The following is a 25,909-nucleotide window of genomic DNA, read 5'->3' on the forward strand; positions in this document are numbered from 1 at the left end:
AAAAGAAAAGGCGGTATTATAATTTCTCTAGACCTTTATCAACTTTCCATGGCATTTGCCACAGACAAACTTTTGCGTATTGATTCTACGTTTTCTTAAAATCAATGTTTGACACTTCTCACATTGATACTGATGATAGGATTGAGGCTTTTGTTTAACTAACGGGCGCACATAGCGACTGCCGCCCGTTTGCTTTAATAAAGTCTTGAAATCAGAATCTTTATGTTTGTAGCCTTTTCCTTCAATATGGAGATGATAATGACAAAGTTCATGTTTGATTACTTTGATCAATTCATCTTCACCGTATAATTCGACGACTTTTGGGTTGAAGTCAATATCATGAGAATTTAAATGATAACGCCCACCTGTCGTTTTCAACCGTCGATTGAAAAAGGCTTTATGTTTAAACTTTTTTTCAAAAAAAGACAACGAAATTTCTTCTACTAATTTTTGTAACTGATCATCGGTAAATACTGGCTTTGCTGGTTTTTCCTCTGTTGAAAAACGACTCAAAATCAATCTTTCCTTTCAGCTTGCGGCAGCATCGTTAAACTGATACGCCCTTTCTTCGTGTCCACATCTTCCACCCAAACGGTAACAACGTCACCTACGGCAACGATGTCAGTTGGATGTTTCACAAATTTTGTGCTTAGTTTTGAAATATGCACTAAACCATCTTGTTTCACACCGATATCAACGAACGCGCCAAAATCAATCACGTTACGAACCGTTCCCTGCAATTCCATTCCTGATTTTAAATCTTCCATTGATAAAACATCTTTTCTTAAAAGAGGTGCTGGCATTTCATCACGCATATCTCTTCCAGGTTGGACTAAAGCCGCAATGATATCTTTTAAGGTCTCACTGCCGACTGCTAATTCTGCTTCCAATTGAGCTAACGATAATCCCTTGATCTGTTGGGCTGACTCTGAGGTACCCAGTTCAGCTAATTTAACATTGGCTTTTTCAAGAATAGCTTTGGCAACATCATAACTTTCTGGGTGAATACCTGTATTATCCAATATGTTTTTGCCATTTGGAATTCGTAAAAATCCAATCGCTTGTTCATACGCTTTCGGTCCTAAGCGAGGCACTTTTTTGACTTGATTCCGTGCAGTAAACGCACCATTTTCATCACGATAGGCCATTAAATTTTGTGCAGTCGTTTTATTTAAACCAGATATATGTTGTAATAATTGCGGACTAGCGGTATTTACATTCACACCCACTTGGTTAACTGCTGTCTCTACCACGAAATCCAATTGTTCTGCTAATCGTTTTTGAGCTACATCATGTTGGTATTGTCCAACACCAACAGCTTTCGGATCGATTTTTACTAACTCAGCTAATGGATCCTGTAAGCGTCGTGCAATACTGACTGCACTGCGTTCTTCTACTTGCAAGTCTGGAAATTCTGTTCTAGCCACATCACTGGCAGAATAAACAGAAGCTCCTGCTTCATTGACGATCACGTAAAAAACGTCTCTTTTGATTTGTTTTAATTGTTCTGCTACAAATAATTCCGATTCACGGCTAGCTGTTCCATTTCCGATTGCAACCATTTCAACTTGATATTCTTCGATCAATTTACTAAAAGCAGGACCGGCTGCCGCGCGTTTTTCTCCTGAAGCTGGTTTGTGAGGATAAATGACTTGAATGGCTAATACTTTCCCAGTCGCATCAACGATTGCCATTTTACATCCCGTACGATAAGCTGGGTCAAACCCTAAAACAACTTTCCCCTTCAATGGTGGTTGTAATAACAAATTACGTAAGTTCTCACCAAAAATATTGATTGCTTGTTCATCTGCTTTTTCAGTGAGTTCATTGCGGATTTCACGTTCGATTGCAGGACCGATGAATCGCTTGTAGCTGTCTAAATAAGCTGTTTCAACATATGCTGCAGTCGGTGATTGCTTATTTGCACCAATCAGTTGTCTTTCTAAATAAGAAGCAATTTTTTCCTCTTCTACTAATAATGCTACTTTTAAAATATCTTCTTTTTCCCCACGATTTGTAGCTAGTACTCTATGAGAAACCATCTTACTTACCGGTTCTGAAAAATCATAATACATTTCATAAACAGATTTCTCGTCTTTCTCTTGATCTTTGACCGTGCTGACGTATTGACCGTGTTTAAAGGTAAAATCACGAATCCATGTACGAAACTTCGGTTCATCAGATACTCGTTCAGCGATGATTTCATGAGCACCAAGCAATGCAGTCTCAGCTGAATCAACTTCTTTTTCAGTATCAATATAGTTTTCCGCTTCTGTCGTTACATTAGCTTGAACGGGGAAACTCATCAGCCAATCCGCTAATGGTTCTAATCCTTTTTCTTTGGCAATTGTCGCTTTCGTGCGACGTTTTTGTTTATAAGGGCGGTATAAATCTTCTACTTGCTGCATCTTCGCTGCTTTTTGAATGGATTTAGACAATTCTTCTGTCAATTTCCCTTGTTCTTCAATCAGGCGTAGAACTTCTTCTTTACGCTTTTCTAGATTACCTAAATAAGTATAGCGTTCTTCGATTTCACGAATTTGTACTTCATCTAAACTGCCTGTCATCTCTTTACGGTAACGAGCAATAAAAGGAACAGTGTTGCCTTCACTTAATAAAGTCAGCACTGTCGTTAGTTGTTTTGGACGATATTCTGTCAATTCTTTCTGAAGTAAATCAACTACTTCTTGGTTATAAGCTTCTGCCATATTTACATACCTCTTTTCATTAACATACCGTTTCATTTTAGCATATTTTCTACTTGAAATATAGGCAGAGCCAAAAGCTTAAAAAAGACCATACTCATTGACGACCAAAAGAGTCGCTTAAAAATCAGGTTGCCAGGGTCCCTTTAAATTTTGATACTCAATATCTTGTACAATTCCTTTTTGATCAAAAATCACACCGTGAACGGAACCGCCAAAAACTGCGCCACCATCAATGCCTATCTTGTTATCAGAAAGCCATAAGTCAGTTGTTTCCATATCTCCATGTAGCATGGGTGTAATCGTATGACCAAAAACGATTTTTTTCCCTGTATTGTTTTTTCCTTGATGAAATGCGTCCCTGATCCAAATAAAATCATGTGGACTCGTTTCATGCCAATCTTTTTTGCTCAGGTCAACACCAGCATGAACAAAAATGTAGTTGCCCCATTCATAATACAGCGGTCGCTCCATCAAAAAATCGATCAATTCTTTGTAGCGACTGCGAATCATCATACTGATTTCTGTGGGAGAGTATTCTTCTGTAGCTCCTGAATGTAGTAAACTTTCCATCGTTTCTTTGCCACCATTGCGTATATAACTAGTAAACCAATCTTCAGGCTTATTTAAAAACTGCAAGAAATACTCTTCATGGTTCCCTCTAAGATAAACAGCTCCGTACTTTTCAACTAATTCTTTGCCAAGGAAGAAACTCTCTTTTGTCTTAGGACCACGATCATTTAAATCACCGATCAAAACCAACTGATGTATCGTTGGATCATAATAGTGGATCAATGCTTTAAACAACTCATATTCTCCATGAATATCACTGATTGCGTACACAAATTTTTTCATTGGTTTCGCTCCTTTCAAGCCATCTTTTTCTCTTAGTATAACGTAAAATGAAGCAGATGATTCAGATTATCCACTGCAACACTGGCGAAATTTAACAATCTTAAAGAATCAGAAATTAATCTTAGACTTTTCATAAAAAAGAGAGTAAACTTACATAAATGACACTATGTCATAAAAATAGCAGAAAAGAGTTGAAATGTATGAAGAAGAAAACTATTTTCGGTATTCTAGCAGTCTTGGTAACTGCAATCGCAATTTTCTTGATTGTTCAAGGAAATTCAAGTAAATCTAAAGCTGTTACGGTGCGAACAGATGAGGTAAAAAAAGAGACCATCGTCGAAAAACTTTCCACATCTGGTACTTTGATCCCAAATCAAACTCAATCGCTTATGGGTACGGGAACTGTCGTTGACGTGAATGTCAAAGTTGGTGATAAAGTAGAAAAAGACAACGTTTTAGCGACTTATGACAATGGGTTACAATTAATTGCTAGTTTTGCAGGAACGATCACTCAAGTCAATATCAAAGCAAAACAAGCTGACACAAATGCACAACAAGGGAAACCTGCGATTCAATTAGATGATCTTTCCACACTAAAAGTTCAATTAGAATTATCTAATTCTGAAGCATCCGCTGTTGCAATCAACCAAAAAACAGAAATCTCAAGTGGTAATCAAAAATTCCCTGGTAAAGTCTCAGAAAAAGAGCCCGTTGCAAAAAGTGCGCAATCAGCAACAGGAACGACGGCAAGTTTAGGCGCGATCGTAACGTTTGATCAAGCACCAGATAACCTATTTGCAGGATTTGATGTGGATGTAGACATTAAAACAAATACAGCAGAAAATGCATTAGCTCTACCAATCGAAGCTTTAACTTACAATGATAAAAACGAAGCAATTGTTTATGTGGTAAACGATGGTAAAGCAAAAGAAACCAAAATTGAGATTGGCATTCAATCTGATAAAATGATCGAAGTTAAAAATGGACTAAAAGAAGGCGATACGGTCATTCTTTCGCCAAATTCTGATGTTAAAAACAATGCTGAAGTAACCAAAGGATAGAAGGTGAAACGATTGATCGACTTAAAAGATGTAGTAAAAATCTACCGTACTGGTGGAGAAGAGTTAATGGCTTTAAAGCATGTCTCCTTGCATATTGCTGAAGGAGAATTCACTTCAATCATGGGGCCAAGCGGTTCTGGTAAATCAACAATGATGAATATTCTCGGTCTATTAGATCGCTTTGATGAAGGAACGTATCATTTAAATGGGCAAGATGTGACAAATTTGACGAGTTATGAAAGTGCTCATGTTAGAAATAAAGAAATCGGTTTTGTTTTTCAATCCTTTAATTTAATGCCGCGGATGTCTCTTTTAGACAACGTTGCATTACCAATGGTTTACTCAGGAATTGCACCGAAAGAACGTAAAGAGCGAGCTTTAGAGGCATTGCGAAAAGTTGGTTTAGCAGATCGTGTAACTCATCGTCCCAATGCCATCTCAGGTGGACAAAAACAACGTGTTGCCATTGCTCGTGCCATTGTCAATGATCCAGCTGTCTTGATGGCTGATGAACCAACTGGAAATTTAGATTCAAAAACAACACTAGAAATCATGAAAATATTCCAAGATTTAAATAATGCTGGTACCACTGTGGTCATGGTGACACACGAACCAGATGTTGCCCAGTACACTAAACGGATCGTCTCTTTCAAAGATGGCGAAATCATTGATGATCAACCTGTCAAAGAGCGAAAAACACTATAGAAAGGAGCCGTTTTTATGGGAATCATTGAGAGTTTCAAAATGGCGATCGATAGTATTTTAGCCAATAAAATGCGTTCGTTTTTGACCATGTTAGGAATCATCATCGGAATTGCAGCTGTAATTGCTATTTTAGCAGTCGGTAATGGCGCAACGAGTCAAATCACAGGCACATTTAGCGACTTAGGAGCTTCAACAATTTCAGTTTCTACTAGTCGAGATGCAACGGATAGTCAAAAAATCACAAGTAAAGATATCAAGGCACTAAAAGACGGTATTCCCCAAATCGATCATCTCTCCCCTGTCGTGTCGATCCAAGCGGTTGGAGCAGCTAACGACAAGTCAAAAGCTACTTTGATCATGGCAGGAACACCTGATTTACAGTATACGAATCAAACAATGGATAAAGCTATCGTCTATGGTCGTTATTTCAATACCACAGAATATTCAGAAGGCAGTAAAGTCGCTGTGATCAGTGCAGACACTGCCCGCTATTTTTTCAATGGACGTGAAAATGTCGTTGGGGAAAAAATTAATTTACGCGGACAAAAAGGACAACTCAGTGTTCGGATCATCGGCGTTACCAAAAGTACTGTAGAAAAAATGGTCGGCTCTTTTGATGAAGAAGAAATGATGGGCTATGTCTCCATCCCATTGACTACTGCAAACGCGTTAAATCCCGATGCAACTAAAATCACTAGTTTGACTGTGATAGCAAAATCTAAGGATGATATAGATGCCGTTTCTAAACAGATCGTAAATATTTTATCTGTACGACATAATACGGTCGGCGAAAAAATCTATACTGCAACAAATTTCCTACAAGCATTAGATCAAGTGAACAACGTTTTAGGTTTATTTATTAATTTTATTGCGGCCGTAGCTGCGATTGCCTTACTTGTAGGAGGAATTGGTGTGATGAATATCATGCTCGTCTCCGTTACAGAGCGAACAAGAGAAATCGGGACCAGAAAAGCCTTAGGTGCGACAGATCGAAATATTTTATTCCAGTTTCTAACAGAGTCTGTGATTTTATGCTTGATTGGCGGCTTGATTGGGTTGACCTTAGGCGCAATTTTAGCTGTTAGCGTTGCTAGTGCATTAGATATCACGGCCCAATTTACATTAGGTTCAATAGTCGCTGTATTACTCTTTTCAAGTGCTATTGGGATTTTCTTTGGCGTTTATCCAGCAAGAAAAGCAGCCAAACTTGATCCGATCGAAGCATTGCGTTACGAATAATTTAATAAAAAAAGTAGGGCAGAGAAAATAGCTTCTCGTCCTACTTTTTTATTCATCCTGCTTTTCTCATTCCAGAGGCAATAAAATCGAACAACTCCTTAGGAATTTGAAAATGCCCAAATCTCAAACGTGATCGATATTCCTGCCATAAGGGAAGATCAGCTAACGCTTGCAGTGGAACGGGCTTAATATTCTCTATAAACTTAATATCTTTTCTAACTGGAATAAAATCCGGAGACATTTCAAATGAATAGGCCACACCTGGCAAAATCTGTCCAATTGCAACGAACTCTTGACAAGGCTCTTTGGTTTTCAAGCTTTGCTTGGGTGCATAATAAATCAGCCAGTCACCTGCTTTCATTTTATTTAAAGGTGCTGATTTACCATGACACAACTGGCAAAAGCCTCCTGCGACACCTAATGTTACATGGTCCTTAGACGCAACACCGATCCAATAATTCATATTATCCGCTCCTTTTCAACGTTACAGTTTAATCGTTTTTCTACTATCCATTCCCAAAATTACGATCGCTTCTGAGAAGTGGATCTCGTATAACTCAAGCATTGTACCCGCTTGTTTAATGTTTTCATCGTAACTAGGAATTTTTTGAATCCATTGATCTGCGACATCATAGACGGTCAACTCACTCTTTTTTACTTTTGCAAAATGTACCCGAACATGATTCGTTGTTTCTTGTGGGATCGTTGTGAAGGCAACATTGGAATTGTTTTGAAATTCACTGATTTTTTCATTTCCTTTAAAGGTTGAGAAAAAAAGACATTTTTTAACTTCATCATAAAAGAAACTAACGATTCGCACATTTGGTACCTCATTAACACTAGTTGCTAGTGCGATTTCTGTCTGCTCATTCATTATTTTTTGAAATGCTTCTGTTGTTTTCATAAATTAATTGCTCCTTTATTTTTATATTGTCTTACTGACAAGTTCAGTCTAACAAACAAACCCTGACAACTGATTGTCAGGGTTTCTTCAAAAAATATTATTAAGAATAATTAACTATGAAAAATTTGGCCATTTCGACGATAGTTGATATCTTCTCTTCCTTCACGAAAGTTAATAAATCGAGCAACTGCATAAAAATAATCAGATAACCGATTTAAGAAAATCAATGCATCTATATTGATTTCTTCTGATTCTTGTACACGGACAACACATCGTTCCGCCCTTCTAGCGACAGTTCTAGCCATATGAAGTAAACTAGCAATTGGACAACCACCTGGTAAAATAAATTCAGTCAACTCTGGAGGAACATCTGCGTATCGATCAATTCGCTCTTCTAGCCAGATCGTCGGTTGGTTGCTCGTTCGATAGCCTTTTGTGCTATTTGGTGTGGCAAGATCAGTGCCGCAATCAAATAACACTTGTTGAATCTCTTCTAGTTCCTTTTTTATTTCCCGATAGTGTTGCATCTGACTGATAATATAGCCGATCATTGAGTTCAATTCGTCGATCGTGCCGTATGCTTCTACGCGCTCGGAACCTTTGCTTCTTTTTTCTCCACCGATAATACTCGTTTGACCTTTATCGCCTGTTTTAGTGTATATTTTCATCTGTCTTCGTCTCCTTTAGGCTCTTGTAAATACGCTCTCAATTCGTCGATTCCTTGATTTTCTACTGCAGAAATCATGAAGAATTTCTTGGCTCCAGCTAATGCTAATTGCTTTTTTGTCCGTTCGATATCTTCTTTTTCAGCGAGATCGATTTTAGTGATCACGCCAATACAAGGCTTGGCAAATGCTGCTGCAAAAAGTGGTGAAAAAGTTTGTTTCTTTTCCACAGCACTCGCCATCAATACGATCAATTGTGAATCCACTGCCGTTGTTAAAAGAGCACTATAATAATTACGATGTTGGATAAATTCTCCCGGTGTATCAATAATTTGATCATGAAACTCGATTGCTTGCGTTTTATTGTAGGAAATCTCTTCTCCTTTCAGCTTTTGTGAAAGAGTCGTTTTCCCGCAACCAACAGAACCAATAAAGATTGCTTTTTTCAATTATTTCTTCCCTCCAGCTGATACGAATTGTTTTCATAACGATACATAGTATACATCCCTTGCTGATAGTCACATGACCAAAAATCAGTTGAATAGTGATTAAAATAATGATCCAACACTCGTAAAACACCTAAATGTCCTACAATCAAAATATCTGTTTGAGGATTTTCTGCAAGAGTTCCTTCGATTTTTGAAAAACCATGTAGAACTCTGTGCTTAAATTGCTTAAAGGATTCCGCCTCAGGAGGTGCCTTCTCAAGTGGCGCATCTAACCAAGCTTGCCATTGCTTTTTATAGCTTGCTTCGATTTGATCTGCCGAAAGTCCTTCCCATGCTCCAAAAGACTTTTCATTAAGTTCCGATAAGACATAGTATTGCTCTTCGGGTCTGACTATTTCGGCTGTCTCTAGCGTTCGTTTCAGTTGGCTGACATAAATGTTTGAAAAATAAATTTCTTTCAGTTTTTCAGCAATTTGACGGCTTTGCTTTTTTCCTGTCTCAGTCAACGAAACATCTAAGCTTCCATAAAATTTCTTTTCCTGATTCAGTAGTGTTTCGCCGTGTCTAATTAAATAAATCATTGATGACACCTCTAATTTCTAAAAAAACTCAAGATAAAAACGATTTGCCCAATACAATGAAATGCACCTAATGTATCACCGTTCATTCCATCGATTTTTTGATATACCAAGTATCGATACGCAAAACTGACTAAGAGAACGACTACATAACTAAGACATCCCTTTATTCCCAATAGCGCGTACATCAAACCAAGGGCCATTATCTGACAAAGCCAAATACGCCAAGTCTCAACATCTAAAAATAATCGTCCTAATCCTTCTGTATGTCCTGCATAACGCATCTGTTGAAATAATAAGGCGATCCCTGATTTTCCCACTACCTGTAACCCAATTAGTAAACGAATCAAGAAGAAAATATCGACATCTATACTTTTAGTTATAATCGGGATAATCAAAAATAAATAGTAAAAAATCAAGGCCAGAACACCATTACTGCCGACCCGACTATCCTTCATGATTTCGAGCATTCTTTCTTTATTTCTAGAAGAAAAAAGACCATCACACATATCCGCTAAACCATCCATATGAAATGCACCTGTCAACATCACATCAAATAGTAAGGCTGCGATCCAAGCAAGTATCGTAGATTGTAAAAGCCCATAAAGTCCCCAAAGAACTAGAGCATCAACTAAGCCGATCAGTAACCCCAAAACAGTAAACCAAAGAATTCCTTTTTTAAATCGTTCTTCAGCATGATCGATTTCCATTGGAAGTGGTATTCGTGTAAAAAATTGAAGATATAGAATCAACGTTTTGATCATTTTATTTTTTGCGGAATCCCACAGACGACAAAATATACCTGCTCCGCTTCCCTCGCTAAAAATTGATTGATTTTTCCTAATAAATCTTGAAACCAGCGTCCTAAACTAGTGATTGGAACAACTCCAGACCCCACTTCATTGGTGACTAAAATCATTTTTGTATTCGTTTCCATTATCGCTTTAGTGATTTTTCCCCATTCATTAAAAATCTGTTCCTCGATTTTTTGACGTTCTTTAGCCGTATAGTGGTCAAAAACAGTTTCTATTTCTTCTAAATCAACAGCCAACTCTTTAGACATAATATGAAAAAACAGATTTGTCGTCATGATCGTGACACAATCCAAGAGATAGGCATTATAGTCTTTTGATGTTTCTTTGAGCCATTCATCGATTCCAAGAAAACGTTCTTCTGTATGCCATGCAGTGGGTCTTGTGTTTTGGTGATGCTGGATTCGTGAAGTCATTTCTTCATCTGGATACTCCATAACACTCGTTGCGATATAGCAAACAGAGCTTTCATTTTTCAGTAAACTTTCTGAGAATGTCGACTTACCGCTTTTGGCGCCACCTGTAACTAATGTATAACTCAACTTGGATCCTCCTCTGTGAAATAGCCGATTTTTTTGATGTGAATGGCTTGATTTGTTAATTGAAGCGGCTGATTTTCTTCAACAGCAACAAGTAACACCGTAGCAGGACCAGCAGATCGTGAATCCATAAACTGAATTTGATCGAAAATCACTTTCAACCCACTTGATTCAGCAAGTTTAGCCGCCTCATAACTCACTCCTTTAGAGCCGACAGGCAATATTTCTAAAACATGAGCCTGCTTTTGAATAGCATAGAAGTCTTGATACGAAAAAATCTCTTGTTCTTGCATCAACACATCACTTCCCATAAATGGCTCGCCCACTTGATACAACCAACTACCAGATAATACTTTGCCATAATTTAACTCAGCTTTGTGAATTGAGCCGATAACGGTCACACCAATAGAGGTCATTTCAGTCAGCATATTCTCTTCGGTACTCCCATTGATCAGAACATTTTCTAAACCAGCTTTTTTTAATTCAGCAGTAAGTCCTTTCAACATTCTTTTACCTGTAGGCTCCATTTCACCACCGATCGTATCGATCACCATGGTCGGTTTACCACCCACTGCTAAAACTTCTAATAACGCCACTCTTAAACAAAAAGCCGCTGTGATTTCAGGATCAACCTTTACTTGATCCGCTTCTTTTAGCCCAATCGCTGCACTGCTATCACAAGCTGTGACAATTCCAATTTCATCTGTAAAAAAGGCAACTGATAGATCACGAATATTTTCTTTCATCTGTTACCCTACTTTCTTTTTAGCGATAAATCGATCCGAAGTCCTCTCTAAAAAATAAAGAACGACTTCAGCTAAGAGAAAATTCAATAAAGAAGCAACACTTAATGGAATAAACAACATATAGACCACATTACCTAGTAAAGGATACAAGAGCAGTAACGATAGTGGTGTATTGATCAAATAAGCGATAAACACCGATAAAAAACGATTGATCGAGTACTTTTTCGTTAACTTCTCTCTAATTATTCCATAACAAAATAAACAACAGCCCATCAAAAAAGCCGTGATTACATGAACTGGGATCGTTAATGGAAATCCTGCAATCGCTGCACTTGTCAAATGCCCAAAACTCCCTAAAAGAAATCCTATGCTCGGACCAAGAAAGACCGTTCCCACAAAACCAGGTAGCGAATCCAAAGCGATCGACCCAGTTAGCTTGATCATTGATCCAATGACCGATAATGCTATAAACATTGCGGTTAGTGTCAATCGCTTTGTCATCTACTCACTCCTATAGTTTATTCAACGTCCAAGTCACTGTGTCGCCGTCTTTTAAGAAATACTCAACTGCGCCCACTTCCGGCTGTTTGCCATTTACATCATATAACCAATATTTACTTGTTTTTGCATCTTGCACATGGCCATCAATTCCACTGATAAAATCTTTATCCATGTCTACTTTATAATTTGTTTCCATGACTGTTTGAAGAGATTCATCCTTTTTGACTTTGACTTCTTTTTTGTCAAACTCTTTATCATCTTCCTTTAAGATGATCGTTACCTTCATTGCGTCTTCTTCTACTTTTTTCGTGTCACTTGCTTTGCCACATGCGCCTAATAGAAAGATAACTGTTAAAACCATTGCTACTTTTACAAATTTTTTCATTATTCATTCCGCCTTTGTCTCTATTATTTTATATCGTATTTCGTTAAAATACGTTGAAGCTTTGTCTGAATTGCCCTAAATAGCAAACACGAAAAAAATGCATTTGCAAAACAATATGAAACTGTGTAAGGTACAGCTGTCAGTAATAATGCTAAGTATCTTTGCCAAGAAAAGGCTCGATCAATTGAAAATACCGTCCAAATATCCATAAAAAAGGAAAAGAATAATCCCGCAAAAATACCATATAACGCCAAAAACCAATAACTTTTTCCAAGAACTTTTTGCATCCACGGTACCCCCGCAAGAAACCCGATCATCCCCCAAGAAAACATTTGAAATGGGGTCCACGGCCCTTGACCAAATAACATATTCGATGTGATCGCCGAAAGGGAACCCACCAAAAAACCAATTTCAGACCCTAAGCAAATCCCGCAAATAATAATAATGGCTGTCATCGGAGTAATCGCAGGAACCATATAGAATAGAAATCTACCTAGCACAGCAATTGCTGTAACTACTGCTATCAAAACTAATTCTTTGATATTCAACTGCTTTTTCTCATAGCGATAATAAATCGGAATACAAGCAGCAATCACAAGCAACATGGAAATAACCTGATACTGGCTAGCTTGAAAAAGCGCAATTCCTATAAAAATCAAGAGTCCAACCAGTATACTTCTGACCACGATCGGGTTTGTTTTCTTATTCATTAGCCACTCCTTTTGCTACTTTGTAGGCCGCAATCACTTCATCCGTCGTGACCAAATTTGAAAATAAGTCACGTGAAATTCGGCTAGCTGCAGTTGTATAAAAGGTATGATTCCCAAAAAATTGAGTTGGTGTAGCTGTTGTTAATAAATCATTCTGGAAAAATAACCCACAACGATCGGATAATTCTGCAGCAAAATCTAAATCATGTGTCACTACTAAAATCGTTTTTCCTTGTTCAGACAATTGCTTCAATAAGCTGATCAATTGTTTTTTTCCATAGTTGTCGATCCCCTTTGTCGGCTCATCCAGCAATAACACTTTAGGGTCGGTCAAAAGAAGCTTTCCAAGCGCTGCTCGTTGACATTCCCCGCCACTTAGATCAAGAGGATGCTGCAACAGTACTTCACCTAGATCAAGCAAGGTCACAATGTGCTGGATTCGACTGCGCTTTTCTGATTCGGCTATCTTCTTACTCTCTAAATAATGGTTGTAATCATCTGCTACTGAATCTCTGATAAACATCATTTGAGGTTCTTGAGGCAAGTAGCCAACAACATGCTGATTTTTTTTCAGCGATTGATTAAAAAGAGTGATCTTCCCGCGATAACACTCATGAATACCCGCAATAACCTTCAGTAAAGTTGTTTTCCCTGTACCATTCCCTCCAACTAAAGAAAAAATTTCACCTTCAACTAAATCAAGATCTACGCCTGCTAAAATATCTCGACTATTTTTCTCATAACGAAACCAGCAATTGTTTAATTGAAGGATTGGCTTTTCTTGCGTTTTAGTTTGATCTGACAAACTGTTCGTTGTGCTAAACGGCTTTTCAGGAATTTGTTGGGCTAAGAATCGCTTTCCTTCTATCACAGTGATTGGGCTCTGTCCTGTTAAACCACTTGCATGGTATATTTGGACTGCACTAGGCAAGCTGACGATAAAACGGCTCAGATCCTGTTGATTGTTTTGAATTTCACTGGATATGTTCGCTGGTGCATCTGACAGAATCAATTGCCCTTTATCCAAAAGCACCACCTTATCAGCAAGTGAAAAAACGGATTCCAACCCATGTTCAGCTAACAGTATAGTCAATCCCATTTCTCTATTTAGTCGAACTAATACATCAACAAAGTTCTGAGAAGCGATTGGATCAAGTTGTGTGGTAGGTTCATCTAAAATCAAAACGTCTGGTCGCATGACTAAAACAGAAGCTAAATTCAGCAATTGCTTTTGGCCACCCGATAAATCTTTTGTTTGATAGTCGACTAAATCCTGAATGCCTAAAAAATTGACCATTTCAGCCACACGACTTTTTATTTCAGAAGGCTCAAGTCCAATATTTTCTAATCCAAAGGCTAATTCATGCCAAGCACTATCTGTTACGATCTGGTTTTCCGGATTTTGCATGACATAACCAATTTTACTTGTTGAAAAAACATCTGGAATCGCTGAGATTTTTTCGTAATTTAAATAGATTGCTCCAGTTTGTTTCCCAGCTGGTGTCAATTGAGGTTTTACCATTTTTAATAATGTCGATTTACCACTACCAGAAGCGCCGCATATCAATACGAAGTCTCCTTCTTCTATGGTTAACGACACATTATTCAATACTAATTTTTCACTGCCAGCATAACTAAAACTTAGATTCTGGATTTCAAGATAGTCCACACGATCACCTCCCGTATTCGATTTAATGTTGGTAATAAGGCTAAGAACAAAATCACTAGATAATCCAACCACCGTTGTTCTAACGCTAAAAATAGATTCTCTTGATAAGGATAAAAGTTAAATTGATAGCTCCCCTGCGTAACAGACAGAATAAACAAACAAGTCAAACTGATGATCATAAACAAAGAAAATGAATCCATCTTCCGCCAACGATAACTCGTTCGACTACTCCTAACCGTCACACCATAACCTCGTGCTTTCATCGAGTCAGCAGTATCCATCGCATTCTCTAAAGCCCATGAAAATAAGTTGCCAAACAAATCTAAGCCATATGAGGCTTTTTCTTTAAACGTTCTTTTTTGTGTTCGCTGAATCGTTTTTTGGACCTGATTCAACTCTTGATAATAGGCTTGAAATAAAGGAATAAAGCGAAAAATCATCGTCAGTATCAATGCCGATTTAGGAAATCGTTTCCCAAAAAGATAAAAAAATTTTTCAGAATCCACTGCACTTTGAAAATTTTGAAATAAGTAAATGACAGAAGCAATCATCATTCCCATAAAAAGACCATATACAAAAGCTTCAAGCGTAATTGGTTTATTAAGAAAAAAGAATAAAATCGTGCCGCCTCTATGTACAAATAACGGATTGGTGATCGTAATCAAGATCAGAAAAAACAAAGGGAAGATAATCGACTGCTTGTTTCCCTTCTTAAAGTGCAGCAACCGAGAAGTTAAACTTCCAAAAAAACAACAACCAATAATGAGTGGATTTGTGGTGCTCATGGCAATCAACAACATCATCAAATAATAGCAGGAAATGACTAGCGGATGTCTTTGCCTAAAAAAATGTGGATTCATCGCTTGCTCCTCTTCTTAGCTTAAACAATAAAAAAACAGCAGTCACTTTTAGTATAAGTGTGCTGTCTGAATTGACTACTATAACGGAAGGTTATTATGTCAGAACAGCAAACATCTTTGGTACAAAAGATGTCGTTATAAAAAGTGTCGATCAAAATATATAGACTTGTAAGTCTTACAAACACTTCTTATTTTTTATTTTTGCTATATCTTCATTGACATAATCATCCATCGTTTTAAACAACTTCATTGTTGTTCAACCACTTTCATTATATAAATTTCTCCCTTTAAAGTCAATATCCATTAAACGAATTAGTCTCTTACTCCGCGCTTTTTTTATGCAAAAAAACAGCTCAAAAAATCAGCTGTCAACTAACTTTAAGAACCATTTTTATTCATTCACTGATTACTTTTGCCAATCTGCTGGATACGTCACATAAACAAAACGTGCCGTTCCAGAAACTGAAAACTTGATCTGACTTCCTTTAGGAATCAGAATAATTTCTCCAGGACCTGCTGTAATTGTCCGACCATCGATTAGAACATCTAAGCGACCTTCAATAATATAATCCACTTCATCATATTCTAATAACCAATCAAATGTCGTATCTTCCATGACCATCAAGCCACATCCTAGACGCGGACTTTCGCCCAACGTAACTAAATCTTTACAGTATACTTTATGTTCTGGATTCCCAGTATCTAAACGATCTTCTTCTGACACATTTAATAATGGGAGTTTGATCGATAAAACGCCACTTGGATCGACGTTTTTTGTGCTATCTTCTACTGAAGCTAATTGCTCAGATAACACTTCTCGAACAAGAGCACGAATTGTTTCTTCATTCAAATTATTCATGATTCTCACCTACTTCGCTTCTTTTTTCAACATCCGATTCGCCATAAACATTGCCACAACAACTGCGGTGATCCCTCCAACTAGTTTTCCAACGATCATTGGGAAAATCATTTCTTTAGCAACTCCTGCTGTAAACCCTAAGTGATCGCCCATTACAAAAGCCGCTGATACAGCAAATGCAACGTTGATTATTTTACCGCGAGGGTCCATGTCTTTCATCATTTGAAACATTGGAATGCTATTCGCTAGTGTAGCCACCATTCCTGCAGCGGCAACTTCATTCATTCCTAAGACTTTTCCAAGTTTCATCAAAGGTTTGTTGAACAGTTTTGTGATAACGAACACGAGACAAAAGGCACCTGCTAATGTTAACGCAATTCCACCAACAACTTCAATTCCTTCTGTTACAGGCGTAATGCCTTCAATAATCGTGACACCCACTAATAATTGTAAAGCGCCTAAAACTAACCCCGCAATGGCCACGATCACGACAAACTTTCCAAATACCGTAAACCCTTTGATCATAGCATCTGGTTTTAGCCATAATCCGATCATGATCAACACCGCAACAAGTAAAATCGGCACAAGATTTTTTAAGATCATCACCACTGGAAAACCAGCAATCACACCACCCACAAAACAACCAAGAGGAATCGTGATCAAACCAGATAAAACGCCTGTAGCTAAATACTGCTGATCTTCTTTTTCAATAATGCCAAGAGCCACTGGAATCGTGAAAACAATGGTAGGTCCCATCATCGCACCAAGAATCGCTCCTGCGAATAAGCCCGCTTGAGGATCTTGTGCTAATTGCATTGCTAAAGGAAATCCCCCCATATCGTTTGCTAATAATGTTGTTGCAAACATTGCTGGGTCTGCACCTAAAGCTGTATATAAGGGCACTACAACAGGTTTCAAAATATTCGCTAATACAGGTGCTAGCGTGATGATCCCCACCATGGATAGAGCCAAAGACCCCATTGCCATAATTCCTTCTTCAAACTGCTCACCTAACCCGAATTTATTCCCTAAGCATTTATCGATTGCCCCCAAAACCATGAAAAAAGCAATAATATACATGATTATTTCATTAATACTCATTCACTTCACATCCTACTTTTTTATTGATCTATCTCCACTGAATCAATGATGCCCACAATCACGGCATCTACTGGAATTTCTGGATTTTCTAATGACATTCTGGCAGCACTACCTGTTGAAACTAAGACTAAATCATCCAATCCAGCACCTGTGTTATCAGCTGCTACCAAAGAATGCTGAGGGCCATTGTATTCATCTAATTCAACAACTAAAAATTTTAAACCACTTAGTTTTTCATCTTTTCTGGTTGCCCATAAACTACCTTTTACACGTCCGATGAACATTGCGTCTCCTCATTTCTCATTAGTCCAGCTAATGTTGATTTTTTTCTCACGAATATATTCTTTTGCATAATCTGTGATACTTGTTTGGTCAGATAGTTCTACTGTATTTTGACAGTCGTTGATTCTGTCGGTAAGATCTTTAACAGTTAAATATTTTTTATGTTTCAACGCTTCATAAGGAGGTACAGTTTTTCTATCTGACACGCTTTGTTTTAATTCAGCTAAAGATATAAATGTGCCGCCATAACGATATAATTGAGTTTCAAAATCAAGAATGGTTTTCTTCAATGCATATCTTCCAGCTGTCACTAACGATAGGTATGTTCTACCATCTTTTATGATCACAAATTCGTTGCCCTCTTTGATTGTTTGAACGATTGTTTGTTCCAGTTCATTTTGTGGATTGAAATTCAGCGTATTCGCCAAATTTTCAAAGGAAAGTTCAGTCACAACAACTAGATCATTCTCTTTATTTCGAGAGACTTTGTGCAAATAATCCATATCTTCCCGTGTCAGCCATTTTTGGTTTGTCCCCAAAAGACAATGAGATTGGATCTTGTTTTGTTCAATTTCCGCTAGTCGTTCCATGACTTTTTTAGTGATTTTTTCAACTAAATTATCAAAATCAGTTGTTTTCATGTTTGATCCCTACTTTACAATATGACCCCGGATTCCCTTTTTAAATGAGCAAGCATTCGCTTCATCGTAATCAATGTGCATTGCTGTCGCAAATTTATCACTGACTCTGATCACAACATCATCAAAAATCAAGGAACGTTGATCACTATTGATTCTAACTTTTACGATCTCTCCTTGAGTCACATTCATTTTTTTAGCATCGTTTGTAGAAACATGGACGTGTCGTTTCGCAATAATCAATCCTTTTTCTAGCGGGACAGTTTTATTCCCATTAACGAGTACGATACCTGGTGTCCCTTCAATATCGCCACTTTCTCTTACAGGAACTTTGACTCCTAGTGTCAAGGCGTCTGTGCCAGAAATTTCTACTTGAGACGCAGCCCTAGCTGGTCCCAATATCACCACATTATGCAATGCACCCTTTGGTCCTAAAAGTGTGACACGTTCTTTTGAAGCATATTGTCCTGGTTGAGATAAGTAGTTGTTGATCGTTAATTGGTATCCTGTTCCAAATAAAGCATCGATATGCTCTTGTGATAAATGGACATGACGTCCGCTAGCTTCTACTAAAAAGCTTCGTTCTTCATTGATTTTTGCTACAACTTGATCTACCAAATTATCTATCAGTTGTTCATTCATGCCGTTTTCACCTCTGTTCAAATTTTTACACTCGTTTGTTTAAAACAAAGGAAAAAGCCTCCTTAGTATAAGAGCAAACAAAGACGAAGGAGACCACCTTTTTCTATAATGCTACCTTTTTACTAAGTTTACTTTTTCCTTTGATTTTTTAGCGAAATGTTTTATTTTACTGGTGGTAAAATAGCATCAACTTCTGTGTGTGGACGTGGAATCACATGAACAGATAATAAATCGCCTACTCGTTCTGCAGCTGCAGCACCTGCATCAACAGCTGCTTTTACAGCACCAACGTCACCGCGAACCATCACTGTTACTAAACCGCCGCCGACTTGTTCTTTGCCGATCAATGTTACGTTTGCTGCTTTAACCATGGCATCTGCTGCTTCAATAGCTCCTACTAATCCTTTTGTTTCGATCATTCCTAATGCATTTGCGTTCATAATATAATTCCTCCTAGAGTTTTTTTAGATTCTTTTCTTAATCCATTTTGAATCAAGGCTAAACAATTTATTTACATAATATTAAATAATATTATTGTAACTTGGCTAAAATACGTTCTACTAAAGTATCGACTAATTGATCTTCATTGATTGAAGTTGAAATAGACGAAGCATTAGGCTTTTCTCTTAAATCTTCAAGTTCACGAACACCGTATGCGATTCTACGAATGTTAAATAAATTTTCAGGGCTGATATTATCAGAAGTTGAGCTTCCTCCAACAGCACCACATCCTAAAGTCAAAGCTGGTGCCATATTCGTTGTCGCTCCAATTCCGCCAAGAGCGCCTGGCGTGTTTACTAAAACTCTTGAAACTGGTTTTTTCAAACCAAAAGCACGAATAATCGCATCGTCTTGTGAGTGGATCATCATGGTATGACCTGCGCCTTCATGATAAAGGATATCCATTGACAACTCGCACGCTTCTTCCCAGTTTTCAACTGTGTAGAAAGCCAAAATCGGCGCTAATTTTTCACGTGAATAAGGGACTTTGTGACCGACTTTTGTCTCTTCAGCAATCAAGACTCTTGCGTCTTTTGGAACGGTCAAGTTGGTTAATTGTGCAATTGTTTGAACAGACTTTCCAACGATTTGCGGGTTCATGCTGCCATTTGGTCGCATGATGTATTTTTCCAACTGTGCTGACTCAGTCGGAGATAAGAAGTAAGCACCTTGCTTTTTCAATTCCGCGATGACTGCAGCTTTGTTACTTGTTTCTACAATAATTGATTGTTCTGAGGCACAGATCGTACCATTATCAAATGTTTTTGAATCCATTATGCGTTTGACTGCTAATGGGATATCAGCACTTTTTTCAATATAAGCTGGACCGTTACCTGGCCCCACTCCAATGGCTGGTGTTCCAGATGAATAAGCTGCCTTGACCATTGCAGAACCTCCTGTTGCTAGGATCAGCGATGTATCATCATGTTTCATCAATTCAGCTGTTCCTTGCATTGTGGGTTTGACCATACAACTAATGGCGCCTTTTGGACAACCAGCACTTTCCGCTGCTTTAGAAATAATATTGATTGTTTCTAAAATCGCATTCAAGGCATTCGGATGTGGAGAAAAGACGATTGCATTGCCTGCTTTAATTGCGATTAACGCTTTATAGATGACAGTGGATGTGGGATTAGTTGATGGGATCAAGCCTGCCACAACACCTACAGGTACGGCTACATCGATTACTTTTTTCTCATTATCTTCATTCAGAATACCGACTGTCTTCATGTCTTTGATATAATTCCAGACAAATTTTGATGCAAAACTGTTTTTTACAACTTTGTCCTGCCAGATACCAAATCCTGTTTCTTCGTTGGCCATTTTAGCTAATTTTTCACGCGCATCATATGCCGAAGTTGCCATTGCTTCACAAATTTTATCGATTTGTTCTTGCGACATCTTTGCTAGTGTTTGTTGTGCTGACTTTGCAGCACTTAGTAAGTCTCTGACTTCTTGGATAGACGCTAAGTCTTTATCAAGGGTTACCATTTGTCAGCCTCCTTCATTTCTTGTCTTTTTTAGCACTCTTTTTATTGGTTGACTTGTTTACTTTTTTGTTATCTCTCTTTGCATCTTTTAGCGTTGCATCAGCTACAATTTCTTCTTCAAAAATTTCTACTTTCAGCTCTTCTACTTGTGAAACAAGTTGTTCTTCCGTAACCTTATTCTCTGGTGCTGTTCCTTCTTTGACAGTTAATTCATCAAGTAAAAGGCTTTGTGTTGCAGGATCCATTCGCGGAATTACATGACTAGCACGGAAACAACCGAGATTTTCAGCAACGACTTTTCCTGCATCAACTGCCGCAGTAATTGCCGCTACATCACCGATCAATTCTATAGTCGTGATACCACCTTTGACTTTTTCTGATTTCAACAATTTAACATTGGCGGCTTTCAGTGCGGCATCTGCTGCACTAATTGCGCCTAAGTAACCCGTTACTTCGATCATTCCTAAAGCTTCTAACATGGTTGATTTTCACATCCTTTAATAAGTGGTTGGATTTTCAGCAACCATCGCGATGGCATCCGCAAATGCATCACATGCAGCTTTACAAGCTGATTGACTTCCTGTCAATAAACCTCCGCCGAAATTCGTTTCAGAAGGTGGTCCAAAAAATGCGGCTACTTCAACATCTGCTGCCTTTAACGCTGCATCAAGTCCGTACATTGCTTCTAATGGCGGTGCAATCAAGTAAGCTAACGCAGAACCTTCTTTGATCCCTGCTTCTTTCGATAAATAGGTTCCTGTTCGTGAAACACAATGAGCAAAGTATGGAATCGAGTTCTCTTCATTTGCGCTATAAAAACTTGCACCACTTTCGATTTCTTGAACCGCAACTGCTAAGCCACTTTTAACTTCTGCCGGACTTGGTCCAGCTAATATCCCAATTACCTCTCCAGCTAATTTGGTTGTTGCATTATCTGCTCCGCCGTAAAAACTTTTTGCATAAACAACTTCTACAGCAGCAGCCTTTGTCGCTTCATCTAATGCGACATAGGTCACATCATCACACGTTGCCGTAATCAGTCCCAGACTACGGTGCTCTGGTTCTAATCCTAAAGCTTGTGCCATTGAAGGCGCGACATTTGAAATGACTTTAACACTTAGTACACTTGCACCTAAACGCTCATTCTTCATTCTTTGAAAACCTCCTTATTCTACTTCTTTCAAATCAATACCTGACTTTTTATGTTCCAGCATTTTATGGATTAATTCGGCAATATAAGCTCCTGCTTCAACAGCTGGTGTTCCACCTTTATGGATATTTGATATGACTGTTCTTCTAGCTTCCGGCATTCCAACAGTCGGCTTATACGCAATATAGGCACTCATTGATTCCGCTGTAACAAGTCCCGGGCGCTCACCAATCAAATAACAAACCACTTCCGCTCCTGTTAACTCAGCAATTTGATCCATTGCAGGAACACGTGCATGTTTAATAAAGACAACAGATTCATCATCAAATTCCAAACCGAACATCTTCAACCCTTGCTTGATCGAAGGTAAAATTTCCTTGATGTTGGCTTCGATAGCCGCTGAACTTAACCCATCTCCAACAATAATTTGAACTTTTTGATTTGGTTTAACATTAGCTTTGATTTTTGCTGTATTTTCTTCATCAAATTGACGACCTAAGTCTGGGCGAGTCACATACTCATCTTTGTCTTGGCATTTTGTTGCTACTTCAACAAAATTCATTTCCTTGATCAACGCCTCTGGTACGTATGAAAAAACAGCATCTTGAGCAGCTGCATGATCCGCGCGAAAACGTAACATTGATTGTGTTTTGTAGCGGGGACCACTTCGCCATAGCCCTAAACGAGCAGGTGTTTTAGCCTTCATTTTTAAATAGCCTTCCCGATCAACTGGGTCAGGTACTAAAAATTGTTTACGAATATCCACTTCTGTAATATCATCGATCAAACCATCTTCTACTTGTGCTTGGCTCGATTCATTAGAGGCATACGGATTTACTTGGGTTGTATTTGATTCAATGATTGTTTTTTTTGTGTCTGTCATTTCTTCTAAAATCGAAACGATCATTGATTTGATTTCATTATTATCCACCATTTATGTTTTCACTCCTTTATTTTTTTAAGAATACAGAAGCATCACCAGCTAAATCGGTCAATTGTCCGTTTGCCATGAAGCCCATTTTTTCCATCCATTCTTCAAATTCTTTAATTGGACGTTTGTTCAACATCGCGCGGATCGTCGCTGTTTCATGGAATCCTGTTGTTTGATAATTCAGCATGACATCATCACCATGAGGAATTCCCATGACAAAATTCACACCAGCAGTTCCTAGTAACGTTAACAAGTTTTCAGCATCATTTTGATCTGCCTTCATATGGTTGGTATAACAAACGTCACAGCCCATAGAAATACCTGATAGTTTACCCATGAAGTGATCCTCTAAACCAGCGCGGATAACTTGTTTTGAGTCATATAAGTATTCAGGTCCAATAAAACCAACCACTGTATTCACCATAAATGGATCAAAACGTTTGGCAAACCCGTAGCATCTTGCTTCCATAGTTACTTGGTCAACGCCATAATGAGCATCAGAAGAAAGCTCAGAACCTTGTCCTGTTTCAAAATACATCACGTTCGGTCCTGCCACTTGACCTTGTTGTAAAGCAAGGTGTTTAGCTTCTGCTATGTCATTAGCGTTAAATCCAAATGCAGTATTGCCTTTTTCGGAACCTGCAATCGATTGAAAAACTAAACCTGTTGGAGCACCTTGTCTCATTGCTTCCATTTGTGTTTTAACATGAGCTAAGACACATGTTTGAGTTGGAATTTCCCATTCACTTCTGAATTCTTCAAACTTCGTTAAAATTCGTTTCACGCTTTCAGTCGAATCGTCAACAGGATTCAAGCCAATAACAGCATCTCCTATTCCGTAGGATAATCCTTCCATCACACTAGCCATGATGCCATCTACATCATCGGTTGGATGATTTGGTTGTAAGCGAACCGAAAAACGTCCTGCTTCACCGATTGTTGTATTCGCTGTTTTAATGATCTTGATTTTTTGAGCGGCATAGATAAGATCTAAGTTTGACATTAGCTTAGCAACAGCTGCGACCATTTCAGACGTCAACCCACGAGCCACTTGTTTAATATCATAATCCGTCGTTTTAAAATCTAAGATCCACTCTCTTAATTCTTCTACCGTCCAATGTTTGATTCGATTATAAGCACGTTGATTCACATCGTCGATGATGATTCTAGTAACTTCATCTTCCTCATAAGGGACTGCGGGATTATTAAATAAATCCTCCATTGTTAACTGCGCTAAGACAACTTTTGCCGCCACTCGTTGTTCAGAGGAAACGGCTGCAACACCTGCCAAGCGGTCTCCTGATTTTTCTTCATTGGCGCGGGCCATCACATCCATCACAGATTCAAATTGATAGACTTTACCAAATAATTTCGTTTTTAAAATCATGAAATAATAGCCTCCTTTATATAGTTTTATAATTAGAAACGCTGTATTTATTCAAACACTAACGTTTTTACTACCACGGGTAAAACACTGCCATCAATAATCGGCGTACCAATATCAACATAATCACCATTTTCAACTTGAATACCATCGATACACACAAAAGGATAGTCAGGTGGTAAATAATTGAATAAGGCTTGCCCTAGTGATTTCGCATTATCCTCTTCTAAAATCACGATCAGTGGAAATTGGTAAATGATCTGTTCTTCAAAACCAGCTACGATCGACTGAGCTGTATCGATTATTTCCTGAAACGTTGGACTGCTTTTACCTGATAAACCTAAGGCAACAGCTTGACGCTCATTGTTGACTGAAAACCAATTCAATTTTTCTTTGATGATAGAAGCAAGCTCCTTTGTTTCACTTTGCTCATCTACTTGAGACATTCTCAGTACAGGAACATTTTTGATAGGCAGACTCTTTTGATCATAGGTAATCGTGCTGCCGCTGACTTTGGTCGTATGTGAACCTGCACCAACGACTGTCGCTCGAATCGTTTCAAGCGAGGGAATCACTTTTTTCTCCTGAAATAGTCGAGAGGTTAAAATTGCTTGCCCTAATAGCACGCCAATGTCTCCGTACTGAAATGGATCGGAATGTTCCGTTTGAATACAATCTGCTACACCGCCTGAAAAGGATAAACAGTCTACTTTAGTATCAAGTTTTAACCCTTTGTTGGTGATCAAGCGTTCATAATAAGGATTTAAATCCCCGATTCCTACACTGTTTTCAAGAACTGAAACCAATGTTTGGATGATTGGTTTCAGTAATTCAGCTGAAGCTACCATTCCTTCTTTGATCGACCAATTTTCTTTTTGAATGATTTCTTTCAATTTCGGTGCGATATATTGGATGGTTTTGTTTTTTGGATCTACTCGGATCAAACGCCCTCCAATGTCAAAACAGGCAGTATCTAGTAAATCATCATCTTTGAAAAGAACGAGATTCGTCGTTCCTCCACCAATGTCTAAATTGACAACTGATGTATGGTGTTCTTTCGAATAGGTTTGTGCTCCTGCGCCTTTGCCAGCAATGATGCTTTCAAGGTCAGGTCCTGCCGTAGCTACGACAAAATCTCCAGCATAGCCGCTCATTGCTTGTAAAACAGAGCTTGAATTGTCTTTTCTAGCGGTTTCTCCTGTGATGATCACAGCACCGATTTGGATTTCTTCTTTCTTGATGCCTGACTTTATATATTGTTCGTCTAAAAATGTCTTGATCGCTTCAACATCGATGATTCTATGTTCTTTTAACGGGGTAAAGATGATATCACTGCGGAAGATGACTTCTTTTTTTGTGATTTCAATTCTTGGAATCGTGAAAGCGGAAGCCATATTATTCATTGTCAGTTTAGAAATAACCATTTGAGTTGTAGAGGTTCCTAAATCGATTCCCACACTTAGCATTGTTTCAGTCATTATTTCACATCCTTCCTATAAAAAAGACGCTTAAAAAACCTCCAAAAAAGAGTTTTTTTAAGCGTCTTTG

At 38.2% G+C, this 25,909-nt stretch carries 31 protein-coding genes; 3 read left to right on the top strand and 28 right to left on the bottom strand.

Features of this window, described 5'->3' with window-relative positions:
* Window positions 1–27: 27 nt before the first annotated feature.
* The 3 genes from A5821_RS04840 to A5821_RS04850 form a co-directional block, all read right to left on the bottom strand.
* Window positions 28–513: a SprT family protein gene (locus tag A5821_RS04840; RefSeq protein ID WP_086313462.1), complete on the bottom strand. Its 486-nt coding sequence runs from the start codon at window positions 511–513 to the stop codon at window positions 28–30.
* A 2-nt stretch (window positions 514–515) separates the two neighbouring features.
* The gene (locus A5821_RS04845; protein WP_086313463.1) at window positions 516–2,708 is read right to left on the bottom strand and encodes a Tex family protein; all 2,193 of its coding nucleotides are present in this window, start codon (window positions 2,706–2,708) and stop codon (window positions 516–518) included.
* Window positions 2,709–2,825: 117 nt separating this feature from the next.
* Entirely contained in the window at window positions 2,826–3,560 is a 735-nt protein-coding gene (locus tag A5821_RS04850) for a metallophosphoesterase (RefSeq protein WP_086313464.1), read from the bottom strand.
* Between the two features lie 200 nt (window positions 3,561–3,760).
* Between A5821_RS04850 and A5821_RS04855 the strand changes: the two genes are divergently transcribed.
* From A5821_RS04855 to A5821_RS04865, 3 genes are read left to right on the top strand one after another with little or no spacing between them, the layout of a single operon-like run.
* The gene (locus A5821_RS04855) at window positions 3,761–4,621 is read left to right on the top strand and encodes an efflux RND transporter periplasmic adaptor subunit (protein WP_086313465.1); all 861 of its coding nucleotides are present in this window, start codon (window positions 3,761–3,763) and stop codon (window positions 4,619–4,621) included.
* 12 nt (window positions 4,622–4,633) lie between these two features.
* A complete protein-coding gene (locus tag A5821_RS04860; RefSeq protein ID WP_086313466.1) occupies window positions 4,634–5,326 on the top strand; it encodes an ABC transporter ATP-binding protein in 693 nt (230 codons plus the stop codon).
* 15 nt (window positions 5,327–5,341) lie between these two features.
* Window positions 5,342–6,565, top strand: a complete 1,224-nt coding sequence (locus tag A5821_RS04865) for an ABC transporter permease (RefSeq protein WP_086313467.1) — start codon at window positions 5,342–5,344, stop codon at window positions 6,563–6,565.
* 52 nt (window positions 6,566–6,617) lie between these two features.
* Here the strand turns inward: A5821_RS04865 and A5821_RS04870 are convergent, their stop codons facing one another.
* From A5821_RS04870 to eutA, 25 genes are all read right to left on the bottom strand, one after another.
* The gene (locus A5821_RS04870) at window positions 6,618–7,028 is read right to left on the bottom strand and encodes an EVE domain-containing protein (protein WP_086313468.1); all 411 of its coding nucleotides are present in this window, start codon (window positions 7,026–7,028) and stop codon (window positions 6,618–6,620) included.
* 21 nt (window positions 7,029–7,049) lie between these two features.
* A complete protein-coding gene (locus A5821_RS04875) occupies window positions 7,050–7,469 on the bottom strand; it encodes a pyridoxamine 5'-phosphate oxidase family protein (protein WP_086313469.1) in 420 nt (139 codons plus the stop codon).
* A gap of 110 nt (window positions 7,470–7,579) precedes the next feature.
* On the bottom strand, window positions 7,580–8,137 hold the full coding sequence (locus tag A5821_RS04880; protein WP_086313470.1) for a cob(I)yrinic acid a,c-diamide adenosyltransferase: 558 nt from the start codon (window positions 8,135–8,137) through the stop codon (window positions 7,580–7,582).
* The gene (locus A5821_RS04885; protein WP_086313471.1) at window positions 8,134–8,583 is read right to left on the bottom strand and encodes a EutP/PduV family microcompartment system protein; all 450 of its coding nucleotides are present in this window, start codon (window positions 8,581–8,583) and stop codon (window positions 8,134–8,136) included. The genes A5821_RS04880 and A5821_RS04885 overlap by 4 nt, the downstream gene beginning before the upstream one ends.
* Entirely contained in the window at window positions 8,580–9,164 is a 585-nt protein-coding gene (locus tag A5821_RS04890) for a histidine phosphatase family protein (RefSeq protein ID WP_086313472.1), read from the bottom strand. Before A5821_RS04890 ends, A5821_RS04885 begins: the two co-directional genes overlap by 4 nt.
* An 11-nt stretch (window positions 9,165–9,175) precedes the next feature.
* On the bottom strand, window positions 9,176–9,925 hold the full coding sequence (gene cobS, locus A5821_RS04895; RefSeq protein WP_086313473.1) for an adenosylcobinamide-GDP ribazoletransferase: 750 nt from the start codon (window positions 9,923–9,925) through the stop codon (window positions 9,176–9,178).
* The gene (gene cobU / locus A5821_RS04900; protein WP_170922957.1) at window positions 9,922–10,515 is read right to left on the bottom strand and encodes a bifunctional adenosylcobinamide kinase/adenosylcobinamide-phosphate guanylyltransferase; all 594 of its coding nucleotides are present in this window, start codon (window positions 10,513–10,515) and stop codon (window positions 9,922–9,924) included. The genes cobS and cobU overlap by 4 nt, the downstream gene beginning before the upstream one ends.
* Complete coding sequence (locus tag A5821_RS04905) at window positions 10,512–11,258, bottom strand: AIR synthase related protein (protein ID WP_086313475.1); 747 nt, start codon at window positions 11,256–11,258, stop codon at window positions 10,512–10,514. The genes cobU and A5821_RS04905 overlap by 4 nt, the downstream gene beginning before the upstream one ends.
* 3 nt (window positions 11,259–11,261) lie before the next feature.
* The gene (locus A5821_RS04910; protein WP_086313476.1) at window positions 11,262–11,759 is read right to left on the bottom strand and encodes an ECF transporter S component; all 498 of its coding nucleotides are present in this window, start codon (window positions 11,757–11,759) and stop codon (window positions 11,262–11,264) included.
* Window positions 11,760–11,769: 10 nt separating this feature from the next.
* Window positions 11,770–12,144 carry a DUF4430 domain-containing protein gene (locus A5821_RS04915; protein WP_086313477.1) on the bottom strand — a complete coding sequence of 125 codons (375 nt, stop codon included), beginning with the start codon at window positions 12,142–12,144 and terminating at the stop codon, window positions 11,770–11,772.
* Window positions 12,145–12,167: 23 nt separating this feature from the next.
* Window positions 12,168–12,854 (bottom strand): ECF transporter S component, encoded by a 687-nt coding sequence (locus tag A5821_RS04920; RefSeq protein ID WP_086313478.1) that lies wholly within the window; start codon window positions 12,852–12,854, stop codon window positions 12,168–12,170.
* Window positions 12,847–14,523 (bottom strand): ABC transporter ATP-binding protein, encoded by a 1,677-nt coding sequence (locus tag A5821_RS04925; protein WP_086313479.1) that lies wholly within the window; start codon window positions 14,521–14,523, stop codon window positions 12,847–12,849. The genes A5821_RS04920 and A5821_RS04925 overlap by 8 nt, the downstream gene beginning before the upstream one ends.
* On the bottom strand, window positions 14,496–15,383 hold the full coding sequence (locus A5821_RS04930) for an energy-coupling factor transporter transmembrane component T (RefSeq protein WP_086313480.1): 888 nt from the start codon (window positions 15,381–15,383) through the stop codon (window positions 14,496–14,498). Before A5821_RS04930 ends, A5821_RS04925 begins: the two co-directional genes overlap by 28 nt.
* Before the next feature lie 406 nt (window positions 15,384–15,789).
* On the bottom strand, window positions 15,790–16,242 hold the full coding sequence (locus A5821_RS04935; RefSeq protein WP_086313481.1) for a cupin domain-containing protein: 453 nt from the start codon (window positions 16,240–16,242) through the stop codon (window positions 15,790–15,792).
* A gap of 9 nt (window positions 16,243–16,251) precedes the next feature.
* Window positions 16,252–17,343, bottom strand: coding sequence for an ethanolamine utilization protein EutH (eutH, locus tag A5821_RS04940; RefSeq protein ID WP_086313482.1), 1,092 nt, complete (start codon window positions 17,341–17,343; stop codon window positions 16,252–16,254).
* A gap of 20 nt (window positions 17,344–17,363) precedes the next feature.
* Window positions 17,364–17,627, bottom strand: a complete 264-nt coding sequence (locus A5821_RS04945; protein WP_086313483.1) for a EutN/CcmL family microcompartment protein — start codon at window positions 17,625–17,627, stop codon at window positions 17,364–17,366.
* Between the two features lie 9 nt (window positions 17,628–17,636).
* Window positions 17,637–18,266 (bottom strand): hypothetical protein, encoded by a 630-nt coding sequence (locus A5821_RS04950; protein ID WP_086313484.1) that lies wholly within the window; start codon window positions 18,264–18,266, stop codon window positions 17,637–17,639.
* A 9-nt stretch (window positions 18,267–18,275) separates the two neighbouring features.
* Window positions 18,276–18,905 (bottom strand): ethanolamine utilization phosphate acetyltransferase EutD, encoded by a 630-nt coding sequence (eutD, locus tag A5821_RS04955; protein ID WP_086313485.1) that lies wholly within the window; start codon window positions 18,903–18,905, stop codon window positions 18,276–18,278.
* Window positions 18,906–19,066: 161 nt separating this feature from the next.
* Window positions 19,067–19,345 carry a BMC domain-containing protein gene (locus tag A5821_RS04960; protein WP_211272478.1) on the bottom strand — a complete coding sequence of 93 codons (279 nt, stop codon included), beginning with the start codon at window positions 19,343–19,345 and terminating at the stop codon, window positions 19,067–19,069.
* A 91-nt stretch (window positions 19,346–19,436) separates the two neighbouring features.
* A complete protein-coding gene (locus A5821_RS04965) occupies window positions 19,437–20,897 on the bottom strand; it encodes an acetaldehyde dehydrogenase (acetylating) (protein WP_086313486.1) in 1,461 nt (486 codons plus the stop codon).
* A gap of 13 nt (window positions 20,898–20,910) precedes the next feature.
* Complete coding sequence (locus tag A5821_RS04970; RefSeq protein ID WP_086313487.1) at window positions 20,911–21,375, bottom strand: BMC domain-containing protein; 465 nt, start codon at window positions 21,373–21,375, stop codon at window positions 20,911–20,913.
* An 18-nt stretch (window positions 21,376–21,393) separates the two neighbouring features.
* On the bottom strand, window positions 21,394–22,047 hold the full coding sequence (eutL, locus tag A5821_RS04975) for an ethanolamine utilization microcompartment protein EutL (protein WP_086313488.1): 654 nt from the start codon (window positions 22,045–22,047) through the stop codon (window positions 21,394–21,396).
* A 15-nt stretch (window positions 22,048–22,062) separates the two neighbouring features.
* A complete protein-coding gene (gene eutC / locus A5821_RS04980) occupies window positions 22,063–22,977 on the bottom strand; it encodes an ethanolamine ammonia-lyase subunit EutC (protein ID WP_170923001.1) in 915 nt (304 codons plus the stop codon).
* A 19-nt stretch (window positions 22,978–22,996) separates the two neighbouring features.
* Entirely contained in the window at window positions 22,997–24,364 is a 1,368-nt protein-coding gene (locus tag A5821_RS04985; RefSeq protein ID WP_086313490.1) for an ethanolamine ammonia-lyase subunit EutB, read from the bottom strand.
* A gap of 47 nt (window positions 24,365–24,411) precedes the next feature.
* On the bottom strand, window positions 24,412–25,839 hold the full coding sequence (gene eutA / locus A5821_RS04990) for an ethanolamine ammonia-lyase reactivating factor EutA (RefSeq protein ID WP_086313491.1): 1,428 nt from the start codon (window positions 25,837–25,839) through the stop codon (window positions 24,412–24,414).
* Between the last annotated feature and the right edge of the window lie 70 nt (window positions 25,840–25,909).

The organism is Enterococcus sp. 7F3_DIV0205, assembly GCF_002141365.2.
Classification (GTDB): Bacteria; Bacillota; Bacilli; order Lactobacillales; family Enterococcaceae; genus Enterococcus_L; species Enterococcus_L palustris.

Bases quoted from the DNA above. Each gene is read 5' to 3' on its own strand.
- eutH (WP_086313482.1), bottom strand. From the start codon at position 17,343: ATGAGTATTAATGAAATAATCATGTATATTATTGCTTTTTTCATGGTT.
- A5821_RS04960 (WP_211272478.1), bottom strand. From the start codon at position 19,345: ATGAACGCAAATGCATTAGGAATGATCGAAACAAAAGGATTAGTAGGA.
- A5821_RS04935 (WP_086313481.1), bottom strand. From the start codon at position 16,242: ATGAATAATTTGAATGAAGAAACAATTCGTGCTCTTGTTCGAGAAGTG.
- A5821_RS04905 (WP_086313475.1), bottom strand. From the start codon at position 11,258: ATGAAAGAAAATATTCGTGATCTATCAGTTGCCTTTTTTACAGATGAA.
- eutA (WP_086313491.1), bottom strand. From the start codon at position 25,839: ATGACTGAAACAATGCTAAGTGTGGGAATCGATTTAGGAACCTCTACA.
- A5821_RS04970 (WP_086313487.1), bottom strand. From the start codon at position 21,375: ATGTTAGAAGCTTTAGGAATGATCGAAGTAACGGGTTACTTAGGCGCA.
- A5821_RS04920 (WP_086313478.1), bottom strand. From the start codon at position 12,854: ATGAATAAGAAAACAAACCCGATCGTGGTCAGAAGTATACTGGTTGGA.
- A5821_RS04845 (WP_086313463.1), bottom strand. From the start codon at position 2,708: ATGGCAGAAGCTTATAACCAAGAAGTAGTTGATTTACTTCAGAAAGAA.
- A5821_RS04945 (WP_086313483.1), bottom strand. From the start codon at position 17,627: ATGTTCATCGGACGTGTAAAAGGTAGTTTATGGGCAACCAGAAAAGAT.
- A5821_RS04850 (WP_086313464.1), bottom strand. From the start codon at position 3,560: ATGAAAAAATTTGTGTACGCAATCAGTGATATTCATGGAGAATATGAG.
- eutD (WP_086313485.1), bottom strand. From the start codon at position 18,905: ATGAATGAACAACTGATAGATAATTTGGTAGATCAAGTTGTAGCAAAA.
- A5821_RS04870 (WP_086313468.1), bottom strand. From the start codon at position 7,028: ATGAATTATTGGATCGGTGTTGCGTCTAAGGACCATGTAACATTAGGT.
- A5821_RS04950 (WP_086313484.1), bottom strand. From the start codon at position 18,266: ATGAAAACAACTGATTTTGATAATTTAGTTGAAAAAATCACTAAAAAA.
- A5821_RS04880 (WP_086313470.1), bottom strand. From the start codon at position 8,137: ATGAAAATATACACTAAAACAGGCGATAAAGGTCAAACGAGTATTATC.
- cobS (WP_086313473.1), bottom strand. From the start codon at position 9,925: ATGATCAAAACGTTGATTCTATATCTTCAATTTTTTACACGAATACCA.
- A5821_RS04915 (WP_086313477.1), bottom strand. From the start codon at position 12,144: ATGAAAAAATTTGTAAAAGTAGCAATGGTTTTAACAGTTATCTTTCTA.
- A5821_RS04985 (WP_086313490.1), bottom strand. From the start codon at position 24,364: ATGATTTTAAAAACGAAATTATTTGGTAAAGTCTATCAATTTGAATCT.
- A5821_RS04855 (WP_086313465.1), top strand. From the start codon at position 3,761: ATGAAGAAGAAAACTATTTTCGGTATTCTAGCAGTCTTGGTAACTGCA.
- A5821_RS04930 (WP_086313480.1), bottom strand. From the start codon at position 15,383: ATGAATCCACATTTTTTTAGGCAAAGACATCCGCTAGTCATTTCCTGC.
- A5821_RS04890 (WP_086313472.1), bottom strand. From the start codon at position 9,164: ATGATTTATTTAATTAGACACGGCGAAACACTACTGAATCAGGAAAAG.
- A5821_RS04865 (WP_086313467.1), top strand. From the start codon at position 5,342: ATGGGAATCATTGAGAGTTTCAAAATGGCGATCGATAGTATTTTAGCC.
- eutL (WP_086313488.1), bottom strand. From the start codon at position 22,047: ATGAAGAATGAGCGTTTAGGTGCAAGTGTACTAAGTGTTAAAGTCATT.
- A5821_RS04875 (WP_086313469.1), bottom strand. From the start codon at position 7,469: ATGAAAACAACAGAAGCATTTCAAAAAATAATGAATGAGCAGACAGAA.
- A5821_RS04910 (WP_086313476.1), bottom strand. From the start codon at position 11,759: ATGACAAAGCGATTGACACTAACCGCAATGTTTATAGCATTATCGGTC.
- A5821_RS04965 (WP_086313486.1), bottom strand. From the start codon at position 20,897: ATGGTAACCCTTGATAAAGACTTAGCGTCTATCCAAGAAGTCAGAGAC.